The organism is Micromonospora sp. CA-263727 (assembly GCF_050942455.1).
GTDB lineage: Bacteria > Actinomycetota > Actinomycetes > Mycobacteriales > Micromonosporaceae > Micromonospora.
In genome coordinates, this window is the sequence record NZ_CP192031.1 from 6,526,092 (window position 1) to 6,541,971 (window position 15,880).

The window sequence follows — 15,880 nt, forward strand, 5'->3', positions numbered from 1 at the left end:
GCGCTCTGGGGCCGCGGCGGCGCGGCGGACCGCGCCGGTCAGCCGGTCGTCGGGATCTCCACGCCGAGGACGGCCTGCTCGTCGGGGCGGTGCACCAGCACGTCGGCCAGGAACGACTGCACCGCATGCCGCATCCCGACGTCCCGGCCGGCGCGCTCGGAGAGCAGCCACTTGTGCTCGATGATCTGCGCGAAGAGCTCCTGCGGCTCCAGCTTGCGCCGTAGGTGCGTGGGCACCGCCCGGACCACCGGCTCGAACACCTCGGTCAGCCAGCGGTGGGCGGCCTGCTGCTCGTCGATCAGGTCGCTCTCCGCCCGGTACGCGTCGAGGTCGTTGAGCAGCTTGCGGGCCTGGTTCTCCTCGGCGTCCAGCCCGGTCAGCCGGAGCAGCCGCCGGTGGTGGTAACCGGCGTCGACCACCTTCGGCCGGATCAGGTACCGCCCGTTGCCGATGGTCGACATGGCCACCTCGGCCACGTCGAAGCCCAGCTCGTTGAGCCGGCGGATGCGGCCCTCGATGTCGTGCCGGGCCGCCCGCTCGACCTGCTGCTCGTAGGTGATCTCGTGCCAGAGCCGCTCGTAGCGCTGCACGACCTCCTCGCAGACCACCTCGGGGTCGATCGACTCGTGCAGCAGGCCGGCGGCCTGGAGGTCGAGCGCCTCGCCGAAGATGTTGACCCGGGCGATCTCCAGGTCCTCGCCACGCTGGCCGTTGGAGAGCGCGGTGCGCAGCGCGCCGGTCTCGGCATCGACCAGGTACGCGGCGAAAGCGCCCGCGTCCCGCCGGAACAGCGTGTTCGACAGCGAGCAGTCGCCCCAGAAGAACCCGGTCAGGTGCATCCGGACCAGCAGCGCAGCGAGCGCGTCGAGCAGCCGGCCCATCGTCTCCGGTCGCAGCGTGTGCGAGAAGAGCGCCCGGTACGGCAGGGAGAACTGCAAGTGCCGGGTGATCAGCACCGGATCCAGCGGCTCCCCCGCCTCGGACTCCCGGTCGGCGACGATCGCCACCGCCTGCACCGACGGGAAGTCGATCCGCTCCAGGGCGCGCAGCAGGTCGTACTCCCGCTCGGCAACCCGCTCGCCGGTCTCCTTGACCGCGTAGACGTACCCACCGAGGCGCACGAAGCGCACCACGTGCCGGGAGATGCCCTGCGGCAGCGCGACCAGGTGTTCGGCCGGCCACTGCTCCAACGGGGTCGACCAGGGCAGGTCGAGCAGCGCCGGGTCGACGAGGGCCGAGGTGATCCGCACGGCGTCAAGTCTGACGCCTGGGCCGCCGGAACGCTTCCCCGCGTGGCTCGGCACACAGTCGCCCGCACCGCGCCAGGCGATCATGCCGAGCCGAGGCGAGGTCCCGGCGGCGATCCGCAGCACCCGCCCCGACCCGGCCGCCGCGCCGGGCCGGTAGCGTGATCGGGGTGCAGGGGACCACGACGGTACGCCGGAAGCTGCGCCTGAGGCCGGTCCGCCCGGCCGGCTGGTGGTTCGACGCGCTGCTGCTGGCCGCCCTCGTCGGGCTGACCGGGGCGCTCGCCGCCGGGTGGTTCTTCGGAATCGACCGCGCGGTGGCCGACTGGGCCGACGCCCACCGGCCCACCGCCGCCTGGTGGATCGCGGCCGTCCTCAACTATCTCGGTCAGGGCACCCCGCTGACGCTGATCGCGGCCGGCCTGGGGGTGCTGCTGGCGATCCGGCTGCGCTCGGCGCGCCCCCTGCTGGTGCCGGTGACCGCCTTCGTGCTGACCTACCTGACCATCGGCCCGCTGAAGGTGTGGACCGCCCGGCCGGCGCCGAGCGCCAGCGTCAAGGAACCGTTCCTGCCGCCGGAGCAGACCCTCCCGCTCTTCCAGGACGGCCTGCCGGTGCGGTTCGCCCAGTCATACCCGTCCGGGCACGTGGCCAACGCGATCCTCTGGTACGGGGTGATCGCGCTGCTGCTCGCTCCCCTGCTGGCCGGCCTCGGCCGGGCCATGCCGCGCCCGCTGGTGCTCGTGGTCCGGGTCGTCCCGCCGGCCGTGGTGCTCTGCACCACCACCTACCTGGGCTGGCACTGGTTGACCGACTCCATGGCCGGGCTGCTGCTGGGGCTGCTGCTGGACCGGATACTGCACCGGGCGCCCTGGGACGACCTGCCGCTACCCGGCCCGTTACGGCGATGGGACCGCCCGTTCACCCAGCCCTCCTCCTAGGGTGCCGCCGTGGACCAACTCGAACGCCGGCTCGGCGTGCCGGATGCCGTGGTCATCGGTCTGGGGTCGATGCTCGGCGCGGGCGTCTTCGTGGTCCTCGCCCCGGCCGCCGCGGCGGCCGGCGGGACCGGCCTGCTGGTGGCACTGGCCCTGGCCGGCTTCGTCGCATACTGCAACGCGACCAGTTCGGCCCGGCTCGCGGCCCGCTACCCCGAGTCCGGTGGCACCTACGTGTACGGCCGGGAACGCCTCGGCCCGTTCGCCGGCTTCCTCGCCGGGTGGGGTTTCGTGGTCGGCAAGACCGCCAGCTGTGCGGCAATGGCGCTGACCATCGGGGCGTACCTCTGGCCGGGGCAGGCCCGGGTCGTCGCGGTCGCCGTCGTCATCGCGGTGACCGGGGTGAACCTGCGCGGCGTGACCAAGACCGCGACCGCCACCCGGGTCCTGGTGCTGGTCGTGCTGGCGGTGCTGGCCCTGGTCGCGGTGGCCGGCGCGACCGGCGTCTCGATCGGCCGGATCGACCAGCCCGGCGGCTCCGCCCGGGGCGTGCTCACCGCCGCCGGCCTGCTCTTCTTCGCCTTCGCCGGGTACGCCCGGATCGCCACCCTGGGCGAGGAGGTCCGCGAGCCGGAACGGGCCATCCCCCGGGCGGTGCCGCTGGCGCTCGGCCTGGTGCTGGCGATCTACCTGGTGCTGGCCGTGGTCACGCTCGGGGTGCTCGGGCCGGCCCGGCTCGCCGTTTCCGCCGCGCCCCTGGCCGACGTGGTGACCGCCGCCGGGCTGCCCGGCCTGGCCTGGGTGGTCCGCGCCGGGGCGACCGTCGCGGTGACCGGGGTGCTGCTCTCCCTGGTGGCCGGGGTCGGCCGTACCACCCTGGCGATGGCCCGCCGCCGTGACCTGCCCGCCGTGCTGGCGGCCGTGCACCCCGTGCACCGGGTGCCGCACCGGGCCGAACTGGCGGTGGCCGCCGTGGTGATCCTGGTGGTCACGCTGGCCGACGTGCGGAGCGCGATCGGCTTCTCCAGCGTCACCGTGCTGGTCTACTACGCCATCACCAACGCGGCGGCGCTGACCCTCGGCCGGGCGCCGGAGCGGAAGCTGCCGGTGCAGGCGCTCGCCGTGGCGGGGCTGGTCGGCTGCGTGCTGCTGGCGGTCAACCTGCCGCTGCCCACCGTGCTCGCCGGCTTCGGCATCCTCGCCCTCGGCGCAACCTGGTACGCCGTCCGCCCAGCCCGCCACTGACCCACCGCGACCCCCAGGGTCAGTGCGTTTGGGTTTCTGCAGGTCACGGCGGTGAGGTCTTGCCAGCCGGTGTGTGGGCCCCGATGTGTTGGACGGTGTGGGAGCCGGCGCGGACAGCGGTGGTGATGGCGTCGTGTAGTGGGATGTTGCGGGCGAGGTCGAGGGCGAGGCTACCGAGAAAGGCGTCGCCGGCTCCGGTGGTGTCGATGGCCTGGACGGTGGGCGCGGGTGCGGTGCCGGATCCGTGGGGATGGGTGTAGACGGCGCCGTGCTCGCCTGCGGTGACGATGACGGCGCGGGGGCCGAGGCGTCGCAATGCGACTGCGGCGTTCACGGGATCATCAGTGGTGCTTCGGAGGATTGCGGCAGCTTCGTGCTGATTGACCACGAGGATGTCGAGGCGCTGTAGCAGATTGGGGTCAAGGTGGGGGTGGGGAACGAGGTTGCCGATGACGATCGGTGCGCGGCGGTGGCTCAGCAACGTGGTTGTGGGTTCGGGCGGCAGGTCGAGTTGCACGACCACTGCTTGGGTGGTGAGGCCAGCGGCGGCGTGGTCGATGTCCTCGCTGGTGAGTTCGGTGGCGGGTGAGAGGGCGAGGGTGATGTAGCTTTCGCCGTCGGGGGTGACCTCGATGATGGCCGCGCCGGTGGTGGCGTCGGGAATCAGGTGGACGTGACGGGTGTCGACGCCAGCGTCGGTCAAGGTCGTGGTGATGTGGTGGCCCCAGGCGTCGGCACCGACGTTGGCGATCAGCGCGGTGCGTGCGCCACGGCGGGCGGCGGCGATGGCCTGGTTGAGGCTCTTGCCGCCGGCGCTGACGGTCAAGGGAGAGCCTTTGGCGGTGCGGCCCGGGCGGGCACGGTGAGGGACCTGCATGGTCAGGTCGATGTTGGCCCGGCCGATGAAAGTGACGTCGAGGCCGTGAGCGGGATTACGGCTGCCGGTCATGCCATCGGCGGGGATGTGGCCAGCGCGGTCTGGAAGCGCTGCACGGCGGGCTCGGCGGAGAACGCCGTGAGCTGATGGCTGACGGCGTTGATCTGACGGTGAATTCGTGTCGACCTGGTGAGGCGGGCAAGGTTAAGCGCGGCGAGGGCAGCGTCGGCGGCTTGCTCGGGTTCGTTGGCGGCGGCGTGGGCGGCGGCGGCCCGTGCCAGGTAGCGCCCCCGCTCGCGTTGGTACGGCTCCGGCCACTCTTTCAGGGCTCGGTCAAAGCAGCCGATGGCGGTACGAGGGCGGCCGAGCCGAAGCCAGCCTTCGCCTTCCTGCGCGCTGACGTATGCGGTGGTGCAAAAGGAGCCGAGGCCATGGTCATCCTCACCTGTCGTGGCAGCGAGGTGCTGAGCGTCGTCGACGGCGGCTCGGAACGCGGCGATATCGCCGTCGACAGTGTGACCATGTGCGCGTTGCACCGCCGCAAAAGCCTGAACCTGCTTCCGGCTGCCGCCAGCGCGTTCGGCGGCGCGCGCGAGGCCGAGTACCCGGTCCTGGTCAGCGGCGTCGGTGGCTCGTTGCGCCATACGGGCGAATACGTAGGCGCTGAACTCGACGTCTCCGGCTTCCTGGGCCATGGTCAACGCTTGGGCGAGCCACCAGGCGCCGGCGTCACGATCGCCCAGGTCGTCGCTGAGCCAACCAGCGAACTCCGCCCACCGCGCTTCGGTGCTCAACAGCGCGTCATGTAGAACGCCTCGGGCAGTTCGGCGGTAGGCGGCAATGTGGCCAAGCTGTTGCCGGGCAGTCGGTAAGACGGCTGCCCCTCCCACCCGGTTGTCCGACTCCACGAGCACTGACCGCAGCGCCGCGAAATGCTCCACGATGGCCGGATTTACCTCAGCCGTTCGCGCAGCCACCCGATCTGCGCCGGTCAGTGACGCCACCACACCGGTGGGCAGCACCTGTAGGAGGGCGCGGCGGCTGACGTGGCCATCCCGCTTATGCCGGTCCACCTCAGCCATTACGACATCCGCCTCGTTTGCCACTCTGGCGCGCCTATCGGGATCCAGCGCAGCAGTACTCCCTGCGGCGAACGAGGTGATGCGCGCTGGCGTGCTTCCGGCTCGCCGATATCGCCGCTCATCGTAGGTGGGGCGGTCATCGGTGCGTCGTGGGTTGTAGAGACCGAGCTCGCCGTCGGTGTCGGCGCCGAGAACGTTCCGCAGGCCGGCTCGGCGTTGCTCGCTGGGCCAACGGTGCTGTAGGGTGGGCCGCCCGGCGAGGTGCCTGCTCATCGAGCAGGTCCTTTTCCGTGCGGCCTCCCTCCGAACCGGGCGGACCCGTTTCCGAGTACCCGGCTCTCCAGTGATCATGGCGTGAGTTCGGTTGGCGTTGCATGGATGAGGTCATGGCAGTGGTCGCAGACCACGAGGGTCTTGCGGCGCTTGTTTGTCATGATCTTTTCCCATGCGGGCTGTGCCGGTCCGGCCGGTGTGAGATCAGCCAACCCTCGGATATGGTGCACTTGGATGTTTTCCGATTGTTGGCATAGCTCGCATCTGCCCTTACGGAGTCTCTGGATGAGTTCCTTGTGGGCGTAGATCGGCCGGGTCGGCTGACGGTCGACGAGGGTCGCCGTCTTCTGTCGTTTGAGCGGGATCCCGCCGAACCGTGCGACCAGTGAACTCCTGCTGTCGCGGTCGAGGCGGGCCTCGAAGCACGTGCGCGGCCCGTACGGTGTGACGGTCTTGGCCTTGTGTCTGGCGGCCATTCTCGACACCGTCGATTTGTGCTTACGGGCCAGGGTCTTGAGCATGGATGTCTCCATGACCCAGCGCAGCCGGTGTAGCCGCATGACGTCACCGGCCAGCAGGTAGTACTGGACGATGCCCCGGTACTCGGCCCCGTACTTCGCCACGATGGTGAAGTCACCCTCGTTGACGAGTGGGCAGCGGCAGGCGGGTGTGCCGCGGGCCATGTAGTGGGCACTTTTGGCGGTGATCACGTCTCTGGGCACGTGCAGGGCGACGACACCGTTGACCGACCGGCGGTTACGCCGATCGGTTGCCGACGGTCGTCGGGTCCTGCGGTCGCTGGCAGCGACGCGGATCTCGTAGCCGAGGAACCTGGCCCGCTGGCTACGGGCATGGGTGATTAGCGTCTTGTCCTGCGAGAGGGTGAGCTTGAGCTCGTCTCGCAGGAACGCCGCCAGACGCTGTTTGATCTCCTCGGCTTCGGCCTTCGGTCCGACGAACCCGAGCAAGGTGTCGTCCGCGTAACGGCAATACTTCAGCCTGCGGTAGCCGGGGTCCCGAGGGTCCTGGCTGGGCAGGCTGTGCAACCGCCGGTAAAGATCACGCGCGTGTGCGCGGTCACCCCGCCGGCGGGCCGTCACGAGCGCGTACTCCACCTGACGGTAGGCCGGGTTACGTTCCCGGCGTTTCCCTCGGGTGTATTGCGGGATCAGCACCGTCTCCACGAACTGATCGAGGCGGTGCAGGTAGATGTTCGACAAGATCGGCGAAGCGACGCCGCCTTGCGGGGCGCCCGACAGCGTCTCATGCCAGACCCAGTCCTGCAGGTACCCGGCGGTGAGCATGGCGCGCACCAGCCGCAGGAACCGGTTGTCGTGGATCTTCTCCGCCAGCGTGTCGATCATGACCGTGTGGTCGAGCGACCCGAAACAGTCGGAGACGTCTCCCTCGATGAACCAGGTTGTTCCGCTCCAGGTGTTGGCGATCTCCCGCAAAGCGGTGTGACAGCCGCGCCGTGGGCGGAACCCGTGGGAGCGGTCGGAGAACTGGACGTCGTAATACGCCTCCAACAGCAGGCGCACGACCTCACCGACCAGCTTGTCCGACCACGTCGGCAGGCCAAGCGGGCGCGTCTTGCCCTTCCCCGACTTCTTCGGGATAGGCACCCGCCGCACCGGGCGGAACCGGTACCGCTCGAAGCGCATCGCCTCGATGATCCGGTCGATCTTGCCCAGCGACATGCCGTCCACGGTTTCCTGTGTGACCCCGGCCGTCATCGCACCCTTGTTGGCGTAGACGCGGCCGTAAGCCAACAGATACAACTGCGGGTTGAACATCTGCCGATACAGTTGCTCCAGCGGCAGGCCACGCCTACCGCGCTCACGCAGGACATCCAGCACCGTTTCGGCGTTCTGCATTACGCATACCTCCCGGCATCAAGACACCCGATCACCTGGCCCACTTCGCCCTGCGGACGGCTTTCCCGTCCTCCTCGGCCGGGCGTAACTCCGGCGACTACTACTGGGCCTCCGTCGCCATAGGACTCGCGTCCCGTAGGCGATCCCACGTTCGTCCTGGTCATACGTACGAGCACGACGTAGGCGTCCCACTCATCTCCTTGAATGCCCTCACTGGACATCGCTCCATGGCCCCGAAGGTTGCGGCGTACTGAGGCGAACTTGGCCGCAGGGCTGGCACCGGTTTCAGACGTCTTTCCGGCGGAGGGGAACTTTCCTCTTCTGGAGATTGGGATTCAGGCCATCCAGCCTTCGCCATATCGTGCGGGTCCCTCAACGCACCGTCCCCAACGTCTGGACCCGGCCGCTGATTTCCTGGCATGCTGCGGTCCCCTTCACCTTTCGGATCCAGGTAAGCCATCGGACCCAGGAACCTCCCTCCGAGTTCCTCCCGGCTGCGCCGGGGATACAACCAGGCGCCTCGTGGCGCACCCCCTCGTTCCAGTTTGCCGACCCATCGGTGGTCGACGTAGTGAGCGGCGAGGTTCCGGCCCGGGTAGAGCTGGTACAGGGCGGCGTTGACGGCGTCGGCTAGCTCGGCGCGAGACATGCGCTGCCCGGGCCGCCGAGGCGACGGCAGCCCAGCACGCCTGTCGGCGAGGACATTGTTCGGCACGATCATGGTCTCGGGATGACGAGGCACGGGCACCCCCTCCCAGCCGACCAGATAGGACTCAGTGCGGGGTGCCGGCCGCGTCGGCGGCGCCAGCCGAGACGCAACCTCGTTGTGTCGTCCATTGCTGTCATGGTGGCGGCGGGCAATCCGAAGGTCAAGATATTCCGGTGCAGTGCGAAGCAGCTACCCGTTCGACATCCCTCGACCATTCTCGCCAGGCGGTGACGCATGAGGGGCCTGTTCCGCCCCTTCGCGGCGAACCGGCCAAAGGCTCGCCATTTCTACGACGAATCTGTTTCAGGATAGCGCGTCATGGCAAGGAAGGGTCCGCCAGCGTCGCCACGATTTACCAGGTCAGGTGCCGGTCGGACCGTAAGTCGGTGCGTAATGCCGGACCGGATGTCGACATTCCTCGATTCACGCCTGTGGCGTGATCGTTGATTCGCCGCAGGTTATTTTCTTCAGGCTGCCGAGGCCCCAGTGCCCGATCGGGTCGGTGACGGTCAGCGGGTTTGCGTCGCCGTACTGGTAACGGTTGGCGTTGATCGAGTCCGGCACCGGGCTGTTGCTCGCCGTGTCCCGGGTATCGAACTGACCGGTGTCGGTGTTGTACCAGCGATTCCGGGCGGCGAACCTCACTCCTCGGCCTCTCTCGGGACCGGTGGTGTTCCGGCTGGCGGCGGGGGCTCCGGCTCGGGCGGACCGGCCGCGCGGAGCAGGGCGTTCAGGCCCGCGCGCCGGGCCAGCACGGTGAGCCGGTCACCCGCGACGATCACCATGCGCGGGTCCGGAGACCAGTCGAGGCGCTGCCCGGCGGCGCGTACGTGGGCGAGCAGCCGGACGCTGCCGGGTCGTCCGACGGTGGCGAGCGTACGGCCGTCCAGCTCCGAGCCGGCCGCCACCGAGACCTCGGTGACCAGCAGTGCGTGCCGGCCGACCGGGATGGTGGCGATCACCGCCCGGTCCAGCAGCGCGGCGGCGAACGACGGGGCGGCCAGGTAGGAGACGCTGCGCGAGGTGCCGATGTCGAAGGCCCGCTGCACCCGCTCGGCGAAATCGCCGTCGAAGAGCCGCAGCACCACGCGGAGCTGGTCGTTGATGGTGCGACCGTTCAGCGCCGCCCGCAGGTTGGCCCCGTCGTCGGTGGAGACCACCACCAGCGCCTGGCAGCTGGCCACCGAGGCGGCCCGCAACGTCTCCTCCTGCGCCGCATCCCCCACCACCACCGGTACGCCCAGCCGCCGGGCCAGCCCCGCGCCACGGGCGTCCCCGCTCTTGTCGATCGCCACCACCTCGATGCCGAGGTCGTTCAGCTGGGCCATCACCCGGGTGCCGATGTTGCCCAGCCCCACCACCACGACGTGCCCGGACCGCTCGGGCAGGATCCGCCCGGTGTGCAGGGCCAGCCGGGCCCGGACCACGCCGTCCACGACCACCGCCGTGATCAGCGGGATCAACGCCAGCCCGGCGAGGTTGAGCACCACCTGCATGATCTGCTCGGCGGCCGACTTGGCGGTGTCCGGATCCTGACCGGTGAGGGTGGTGACCAGGGTCAGGTAGAGCGCGTCGGCCCAGGGGACGTGCGCCGCGTTGGCGTACAGCCCGCCCAGGGCCCCGACCACGGCGAGCAGCACGATCACCGCAATCCCGATCTTGCGGGTGGCGAAGCCCCGGATCGCCCGGAGCACCATCGCCACCGGCCGGCGCCGCCGCCGCGCCCGGACCAGCCGGCGCGCGGCCAGCTCGGTGCCGGCCGGCCGGCCGAGCGCCTCGGCGAGCACCACGTCGGCCCGCCGGTCGTCGCCCGGGAGCACCATCTCCTGCTGGGGATCGCGGATGTCGGCCACGCCGCAGAGGATCTCGCTCGGGCGCACGTCGCCCCGGCGCGCCACGTAGAGGGTGCGCCCACCGTGCCGGAAGTACGTGGGCGCGACCTCGCCGAGCGCGGCGGCCACGAAGGCCGGGGCGGCCATCGAGGCGTCCGAGAGCACCGTCGAGTCAGGAAAGATCTGCCGTACGCCGTTGGCCAGGCCGGTGTTGAACATCCGCACCACCAGGCGCAACCCGGGCTCGACCTCCTGCGCGCAGAGCGCGGCGTGCATGTTGCCCACGTCGTCCTGGTGCAGCAGGGCCAGCCCCGCCGCGCCGGCCAGCCCCGCCCGACGGAAGGTGCCCTCGTCCAGCCGGTCGGCCCGGATCACCTCGACGCCGGACAGGTCACGGCCGTCCGGCCCCGGCGAGCGCCGGCGTTCGGGCACGATGAGGGTGATCCGCAGCCGGCCGGCTTGCGTCTCGGTGGCGCGCATCGCCCGCACCACCCAGTAGGCCAGGGGATCCTGACCACAAATCACGTAGTGCGCCCGTGGTTCCCCGTTGACCCGCAACCGGCGGCCGGCCCGTCGGGCCCGATCGAGCAACGGCTCCGCCATGCCCCGAATCGTAGCCACCTCCCGCAGCCCCCACCTGCCCGGAAAGGAAGGGCCCCCTATTAACGCCTCGTGAGGTAAAGGGGACCCTTGTTAACACCGGCCTGTTAATAGGGGGCCCTTCCTTGCGGGCGGGGCAGACTGAGGGGGACGGGTGGGGGTGGGGGGTGGGGGTGTCGAAGGTGGTCGGCCGGCTCCTCGGCGTACGGGCGTATGAGGTGGACCCGGGCGGCGGTGGCCTTGCCCGGGTGCCGCAGCCGGTCGCCGCGGTGGTCGTGGGCGGTGGGATCGCGGGCATCTCCGCAGCGGTGGTGCTCGCCGAGCGCGGCGTCGCGGTGACCGTGCTGGAGGCCGCGCCGACCCTCGGCGGGCGGCTCGGCGCCTGGCCGGAGACCCTCGCCGACGGCAGTCAGCAGGTCAACGAGCACGGCTTCCACGCCTTCTTCCGGCAGTACTACAACTGGCGCAACATCCTGCGTCGGATCGACCCGGCGCTGAGCTTCCTCCGACCGGTCCCCGGCTACCCGGTGCTGAGCGCCGAATGGCCGGCCGAGGAGTTCGGCCGGCTGCCACCCGCCCCGCCGGTGAACCTGCTCGCCCTGCTGGCCCGCAGTCCCAGCCTGCGCCTGCGCGACCTGCGCGGGATGGACCGGGACGCCGCCCTGCCGTTGCTGGCCTACGACCCGGCGCGCACCTACGCCGAGTTCGACCACGTCACCGCCGATCAGCTGCTCACCTCGCTGCGGCTGCCGGACCGGGCCCGGGCCATGCTCTTCGAGGTCTTCTCCCACTCGTTCTTCAACCACGAGGCGGAGATGTCGGCCGCTGAGATGATCGCCCAGTTCCACTTCTATCTGCTGGGCAACCCGGAAGGGCTGGCCTTCGACTGCCCCGACGAGGACTACGCCACGGCGATCTGGCGACCGCTGGCCCGGCACGTGGAGTTCCACGGTGGTCGGGTGCTCACCGGCGTCGCGGCGACCGCGCTGCATCGGGAGGCCACCGGATGGCGGGTGGACACCACCGAGGGCGCGTACCGGGCCGGGCACGTGGTGCTCGCCGTCGACCCGCCGGCCCTCGCCACACTGGTCGCGGGCTCCCCGATGCTGGCCGAGGCCGCCCCGGAACTGGTGGCGGCGCTGCCCGCCTATGGTCGGCCCGGTCCGCCGTACGCGGTCGCGCGCTACTGGTGCGACGGGGATGTCGACGCTGGGCGGGCGATCTTCAGCGGCGTCTCCCGCCAGTCCACCCTGGACTCGGTGACCCTGTACCACCGGCTGGAGCACGAGTCGCGACGCTGGGCGGAGCGCACCGGCGGCTCGGTGATCGAACTGCACGCGTACGCCTGCGAACCGGGCGTGCTCGCCGCGGAGCTGGCCGAACGGATGCGCGCCGAGTTGACCGGGCTCTGGCCGGAGGCGGCCCGGCTGCGGGCCCGGGTCGGGGCGAAGGCGCCGGCCTTCGCCCCGGGCAGCCACGGCCGGCGGCCCGGGGTACGCACCGACGCCGATCGTCTCTACCTGGCCGGTGACGGCATCCGCACCGACTTTCCCAGCGCGCTGATGGAACGCGCGGCGGCCACCGGCATCATCGCGGCGAACCACATCCTGCGGGCGGAGGGTGCCGCGGCCGAACCGGTCCGCTCGGTCCGCCCCCGGGGCCTGCTCGCTCGGCGCCATCCAACAGCCACCACTCCACGCTGATCCACCGGGCAGCCGCCGCCCGTCACCTGACCACCGCCCACCGCCCGCCACGCGCCGCCCGACGACCGCCTGCCACCCGGCGTCGAGCCATCGCCACCCGTCCCGCCAGCCGCCGGCCGCTGCCGGTTGCTCGCCGGCGCAGGCGCTCGGCGCTCGCCGGGCTTCGATTCCGCGCGGGTCAGTGGCCGGCGGGTGGTGTCCATCCGAAGCGCGGCGGCCGGCGCTCGTGGTACGCCGCGACACCCTCCCGCGCCTCGCCGCTGGCCCGCACCTGCCCGTGCCACCAGGCGACCCGGTCGTCGTCCGCGCGCCCGTCGATGATCTCCTTCGTGGCGGTGACGCTGAGCTGCGAGCGCTCCACGATCGCGGCGGTGAGCCGGTCGACCCGGGCGGCCAGGTCGGCACCGGGCAGCACCTCGTCGGCGAGGCCGATCCGCAGCGCCCGCCCGGCGTCGATCAGCTCGCTGGTGAAGAGCAGGTGCTTGGCCGCCGACGGGCCGACCAGCCGGGTCAGCCGGCGGGTGGTGGGCGCCGGGTAGACCAGGCCGAGCCGGGCCGGCGGTACGCCGAACCGCGCGTCGTCGGCGGCGATCCGCAGGTCGCAGGCGACCGCGAGTTGGCAGCCACCGCCGACACAGGCGCCCCGCACGGCGGCCACGGTCGGCTTGGCGAAACCGGCCAGCCGCTCCTCCGCCGTGACCGCGATGCTGCCGTCGCCGGCCTCCAGCAGCTCGTCGAGGTCGCTCAGGTCAGCGCCGGCGCAGAAGGTGCCGTCGGCGCCGGTGAGCACCAGCGCGCGGACCGCCGGATCGGCCTCCAGGCCGTCGAGCAGCACCGGCAGCTGGCGCCACATGGCCGGCGTCATCGCGTTGCGTCGGCCCGGGTTACGGATGACCACCGTGGCCACCGCACCCGCCACCTCGACGACCAGTTCCGCGTCCGACACCGCGCACCACCCCTCTGACCGGCCGACGTACCGACCCTTGCGCCCAGGAGCCGGCCCTGGTCCGGCGACCATAGCGGCGCGGGCGGCCGGGCCGACCGGGCGGGGTCACCGGCGGCGACCGCCGCTGTACGCCTGACCGCTGCCCGGCATTCACCGGCGGGCCGCCCGGGACCCCTAGCGTCGCTCTGCGCACATGTCGTTTCCGGCGCGAGTGAGCAGGTGGTCATGCCTTCCACACCCGAGGTCAGCGTGGTCGTACCCACCCTCGCCCGGCCCGCGCTGGTTACCCGGGCGGTGCGCAGCGCCCTCGCCCAGACCGTGACCGACATCGAGGTCATCGTCGTGGTCGACGGGCCGGACGAGGAGACCGGCAAGGCCCTCGCCGAGATCGGCGACCCCCGGCTGCGGGTGGTGGAGCTACCCGCCAAGGGAGGTGCCCCCAACGCCCGCAACATGGGCGTACGCGAGGCCCGTGCCCGCTGGACGGCGCTGCTGGACGACGACGACGAGTGGCTGCCCGGCAAGCTGGCCGTCCAGCTGGACGTGGCCCGCGAAGCGTCGATACCGAGCCCGATCGTCGCCAGCCGCCTGGTCAACAAGACGCCGCGCGCGGAGTTCGTGATGCCCCGTCGGCTACCCGAGCCGGGCGAGCCGATCTGCGAGTACCTGACGCTGCGGCGCGGACTCTTCCACGGCGACGGCTTCATCCAGACCTCGACCATCATGGCGCCGACCGAGCTGCTGCGCCGGGTGCCGTTCACCGTCGGCCTGCGCCGGCAGCAGGAACTCGACTGGACCGTACGCGCCACCAGCCACCCGGACGTCGACCTGGTCATCGCCGCCGAGCCGCTGGTGCTCTGGCACCAGGACGAGGATCGCCCGCGGATCAGTCTCAGCTCGCCATGGCAGGCGCAGCTGGAGTGGCTGCGCGGGATCCGGCCGCTGATCACTCCCCGGGCGTACGCCGCGATCACGATGAGCATCATCAGCTCGATGGCCGCGCCGACCCGCAGCTTCCGGGTCTTCCGCCTGCTGCTCGCCGAGGCGCGCCGGCACGGCCGACCAAGTTTCCTCGACTACCTGACGTTCCTACAGATCTGGCTGATCCCTCCGCAGTTGCGGCACCGGATACGCGACCGGATCCTCGGCCGCCGCACCGACCCGGCGGCGCGGGCCGGGTCGACGGAAACCGGGGCCGATGTCCGGCGATAGGGTCGCCGTGATCTGGCGGAGCTGCCTGTTACCCGGCTCCGAGACGTTCATCCGCAACCAGGCCGACGCGCTGCCCACCTGGCGTCCGGTCTACCTGGGTGCCGTCCGGGTCGCCTCGCCGCTGGCCCGGGACACCGACGTGGTGCTCTGCCCGGACACCCCGCGTGGTCGCCGCGAGTGGCTACAACTGCGGCTGACCGGTGGTACGCCCCGGCTGCGCCGGTTGCTGGCCCGACTGCGGCCCGACGTGGTGCACGCCCATTTCGGCGGCGACGGTTGGCTGGTCAGCCGCACCGCCACGCAGCTCGGCATTCCGCTGGTCATCACCCTGCACGGCCTCGACGTCACCCGGCAGCCGGCCGCCCCCGGGCCGCGTGGCGTCCGGCACCGGCGCAACCTGCGGACCGCGTTCGACCGGGCCGCGCTGATCCTCGCCGTTTCCGGGCCGATCCGGGACCGGGCGGTGGAACTCGGCGCGGATCCGGCGAAGGTCCGCGTGCATCACATCGGGGTGCCCGTCCCGGCGGAGCCGGCGTCCGGCCCGAAGAGCTGGGACGTGATCTTCGTCGGCCGCTTCGTCGAGAAGAAGGGGGTCGACGATCTTGTCGAGGCGGTCGGGCTGCTGCCGGACCTGCGCCCCCGGGTCCTGCTGATCGGCACCGGGCCGCTGCACGAGCGGGTACGCGCCCGCGCCGAGCGGCTGGGCGTGGACGCGACGTTCCTCGGCGCGCTGCCGCCAGCCGAGGTGCTGCGACACGTGGCCGAGTCCCGAGTCCTTGCGGCACCGTCGCGTACCGCCCCGGACGGCGACACCGAGGGCCTGCCGACCACGATCCTGGAGGCCGGGAGCCTCGGTGTGCCGGTCGTCTCGACGTACCACAGCGGCATCCCCGAGGCGATCATCCACGAGGCGAACGGCCTGCTCGGCCCCGAGGGCGACCGGCCGGCCCTGGCGGCCAACATCCGCCGCCTGCTGACCGACCACGCCCTCCGCGACCGCCTGGGCCACGAGGCCCACCACCGCGTGCAAGCCCACTTCGACCTCCCCAAACAAACCCGCACCCTCGAATCCCTCTACACCTCCCTCCCCCTCCCCCACCCCCTCCGGTGATCATGCAGTTATGGTGGGTGTTGAGACCCTTAAATACCTTTTGCGAGGCACCACAACTGCATGATCAGCGACGAGCCGGCCGGCACGGCGCGATCTGGACCGTGACGGGTGACGGGCGCGGCGGGGCGGTCATGTGTCGGTCGGGGGGCGGAGGCGGCGGAGGGTGGAGCGGGCGGTGCGGCGGGCGGTGCGGGCGGTGGCGAGCAGCAGGCGGCCGGCTCGTGCGGT

Annotated in this window: 12 protein-coding genes; 5 read left to right on the forward strand and 7 right to left on the reverse strand. The window is 71.4% G+C overall.

What is annotated here, in order from left to right:
• Window positions 1–38 precede the first annotated feature (38 nt).
• Window positions 39–1,250, reverse strand: coding sequence for a DUF4032 domain-containing protein (locus ACQPYA_RS28695; RefSeq protein ID WP_433530129.1), 1,212 nt, complete (start codon window positions 1,248–1,250; stop codon window positions 39–41).
• Window positions 1,251–1,447: 197 nt separating this feature from the next.
• On the opposite strand from ACQPYA_RS28695, the gene ACQPYA_RS28700 reads away from it, so the two are divergent.
• Together ACQPYA_RS28700 and ACQPYA_RS28705 are read left to right on the forward strand one after the other, a co-directional pair.
• On the forward strand, window positions 1,448–2,188 hold the full coding sequence (locus tag ACQPYA_RS28700) for a phosphatase PAP2 family protein (protein ID WP_433533667.1): 741 nt from the start codon (window positions 1,448–1,450) through the stop codon (window positions 2,186–2,188).
• Window positions 2,189–2,197: 9 nt separating this feature from the next.
• Complete coding sequence (locus ACQPYA_RS28705; RefSeq protein ID WP_433530130.1) at window positions 2,198–3,430, forward strand: APC family permease; 1,233 nt, start codon at window positions 2,198–2,200, stop codon at window positions 3,428–3,430.
• A gap of 43 nt (window positions 3,431–3,473) precedes the next feature.
• Here the strand turns inward: ACQPYA_RS28705 and ACQPYA_RS28710 are convergent, their stop codons facing one another.
• From ACQPYA_RS28710 to ACQPYA_RS28730, 5 genes are all read right to left on the reverse strand, one after another.
• A complete protein-coding gene (locus ACQPYA_RS28710; RefSeq protein ID WP_433530131.1) occupies window positions 3,474–4,379 on the reverse strand; it encodes a PfkB family carbohydrate kinase in 906 nt (301 codons plus the stop codon).
• Window positions 4,376–5,389, reverse strand: coding sequence for a helix-turn-helix domain-containing protein (locus tag ACQPYA_RS28715; protein ID WP_433530132.1), 1,014 nt, complete (start codon window positions 5,387–5,389; stop codon window positions 4,376–4,378). Before ACQPYA_RS28715 ends, ACQPYA_RS28710 begins: the two co-directional genes overlap by 4 nt.
• Before the next feature lie 347 nt (window positions 5,390–5,736).
• Entirely contained in the window at window positions 5,737–7,539 is a 1,803-nt protein-coding gene (locus ACQPYA_RS28720) for a reverse transcriptase domain-containing protein (RefSeq protein ID WP_433528270.1), read from the reverse strand.
• A gap of 1,132 nt (window positions 7,540–8,671) precedes the next feature.
• The gene (locus ACQPYA_RS28725; RefSeq protein ID WP_433530133.1) at window positions 8,672–8,893 is read right to left on the reverse strand and encodes a hypothetical protein; all 222 of its coding nucleotides are present in this window, start codon (window positions 8,891–8,893) and stop codon (window positions 8,672–8,674) included.
• Complete coding sequence (locus tag ACQPYA_RS28730) at window positions 8,890–10,683, reverse strand: potassium channel family protein (RefSeq protein WP_433530134.1); 1,794 nt, start codon at window positions 10,681–10,683, stop codon at window positions 8,890–8,892. The genes ACQPYA_RS28725 and ACQPYA_RS28730 overlap by 4 nt, the downstream gene beginning before the upstream one ends.
• A 164-nt stretch (window positions 10,684–10,847) precedes the next feature.
• Between ACQPYA_RS28730 and ACQPYA_RS28735 the strand changes: the two genes are divergently transcribed.
• Complete coding sequence (locus ACQPYA_RS28735) at window positions 10,848–12,383, forward strand: FAD-dependent oxidoreductase (protein WP_433530135.1); 1,536 nt, start codon at window positions 10,848–10,850, stop codon at window positions 12,381–12,383.
• 178 nt (window positions 12,384–12,561) lie between these two features.
• Here ACQPYA_RS28735 and ACQPYA_RS28740 read toward each other — a convergent pair whose 3' ends face one another.
• Entirely contained in the window at window positions 12,562–13,329 is a 768-nt protein-coding gene (locus tag ACQPYA_RS28740; protein WP_433530136.1) for an enoyl-CoA hydratase/isomerase family protein, read from the reverse strand.
• A 225-nt stretch (window positions 13,330–13,554) separates the two neighbouring features.
• Between ACQPYA_RS28740 and ACQPYA_RS28745 the strand changes: the two genes are divergently transcribed.
• Together ACQPYA_RS28745 and ACQPYA_RS28750 are read left to right on the forward strand one after the other, a co-directional pair.
• Entirely contained in the window at window positions 13,555–14,541 is a 987-nt protein-coding gene (locus ACQPYA_RS28745) for a glycosyltransferase family 2 protein (RefSeq protein WP_433530137.1), read from the forward strand.
• Window positions 14,528–15,652 carry a glycosyltransferase gene (locus ACQPYA_RS28750; protein WP_433530138.1) on the forward strand — a complete coding sequence of 375 codons (1,125 nt, stop codon included), beginning with the start codon at window positions 14,528–14,530 and terminating at the stop codon, window positions 15,650–15,652. The genes ACQPYA_RS28745 and ACQPYA_RS28750 overlap by 14 nt, the downstream gene beginning before the upstream one ends.
• The last annotated feature ends 228 nt before the right edge of the window (window positions 15,653–15,880 follow it).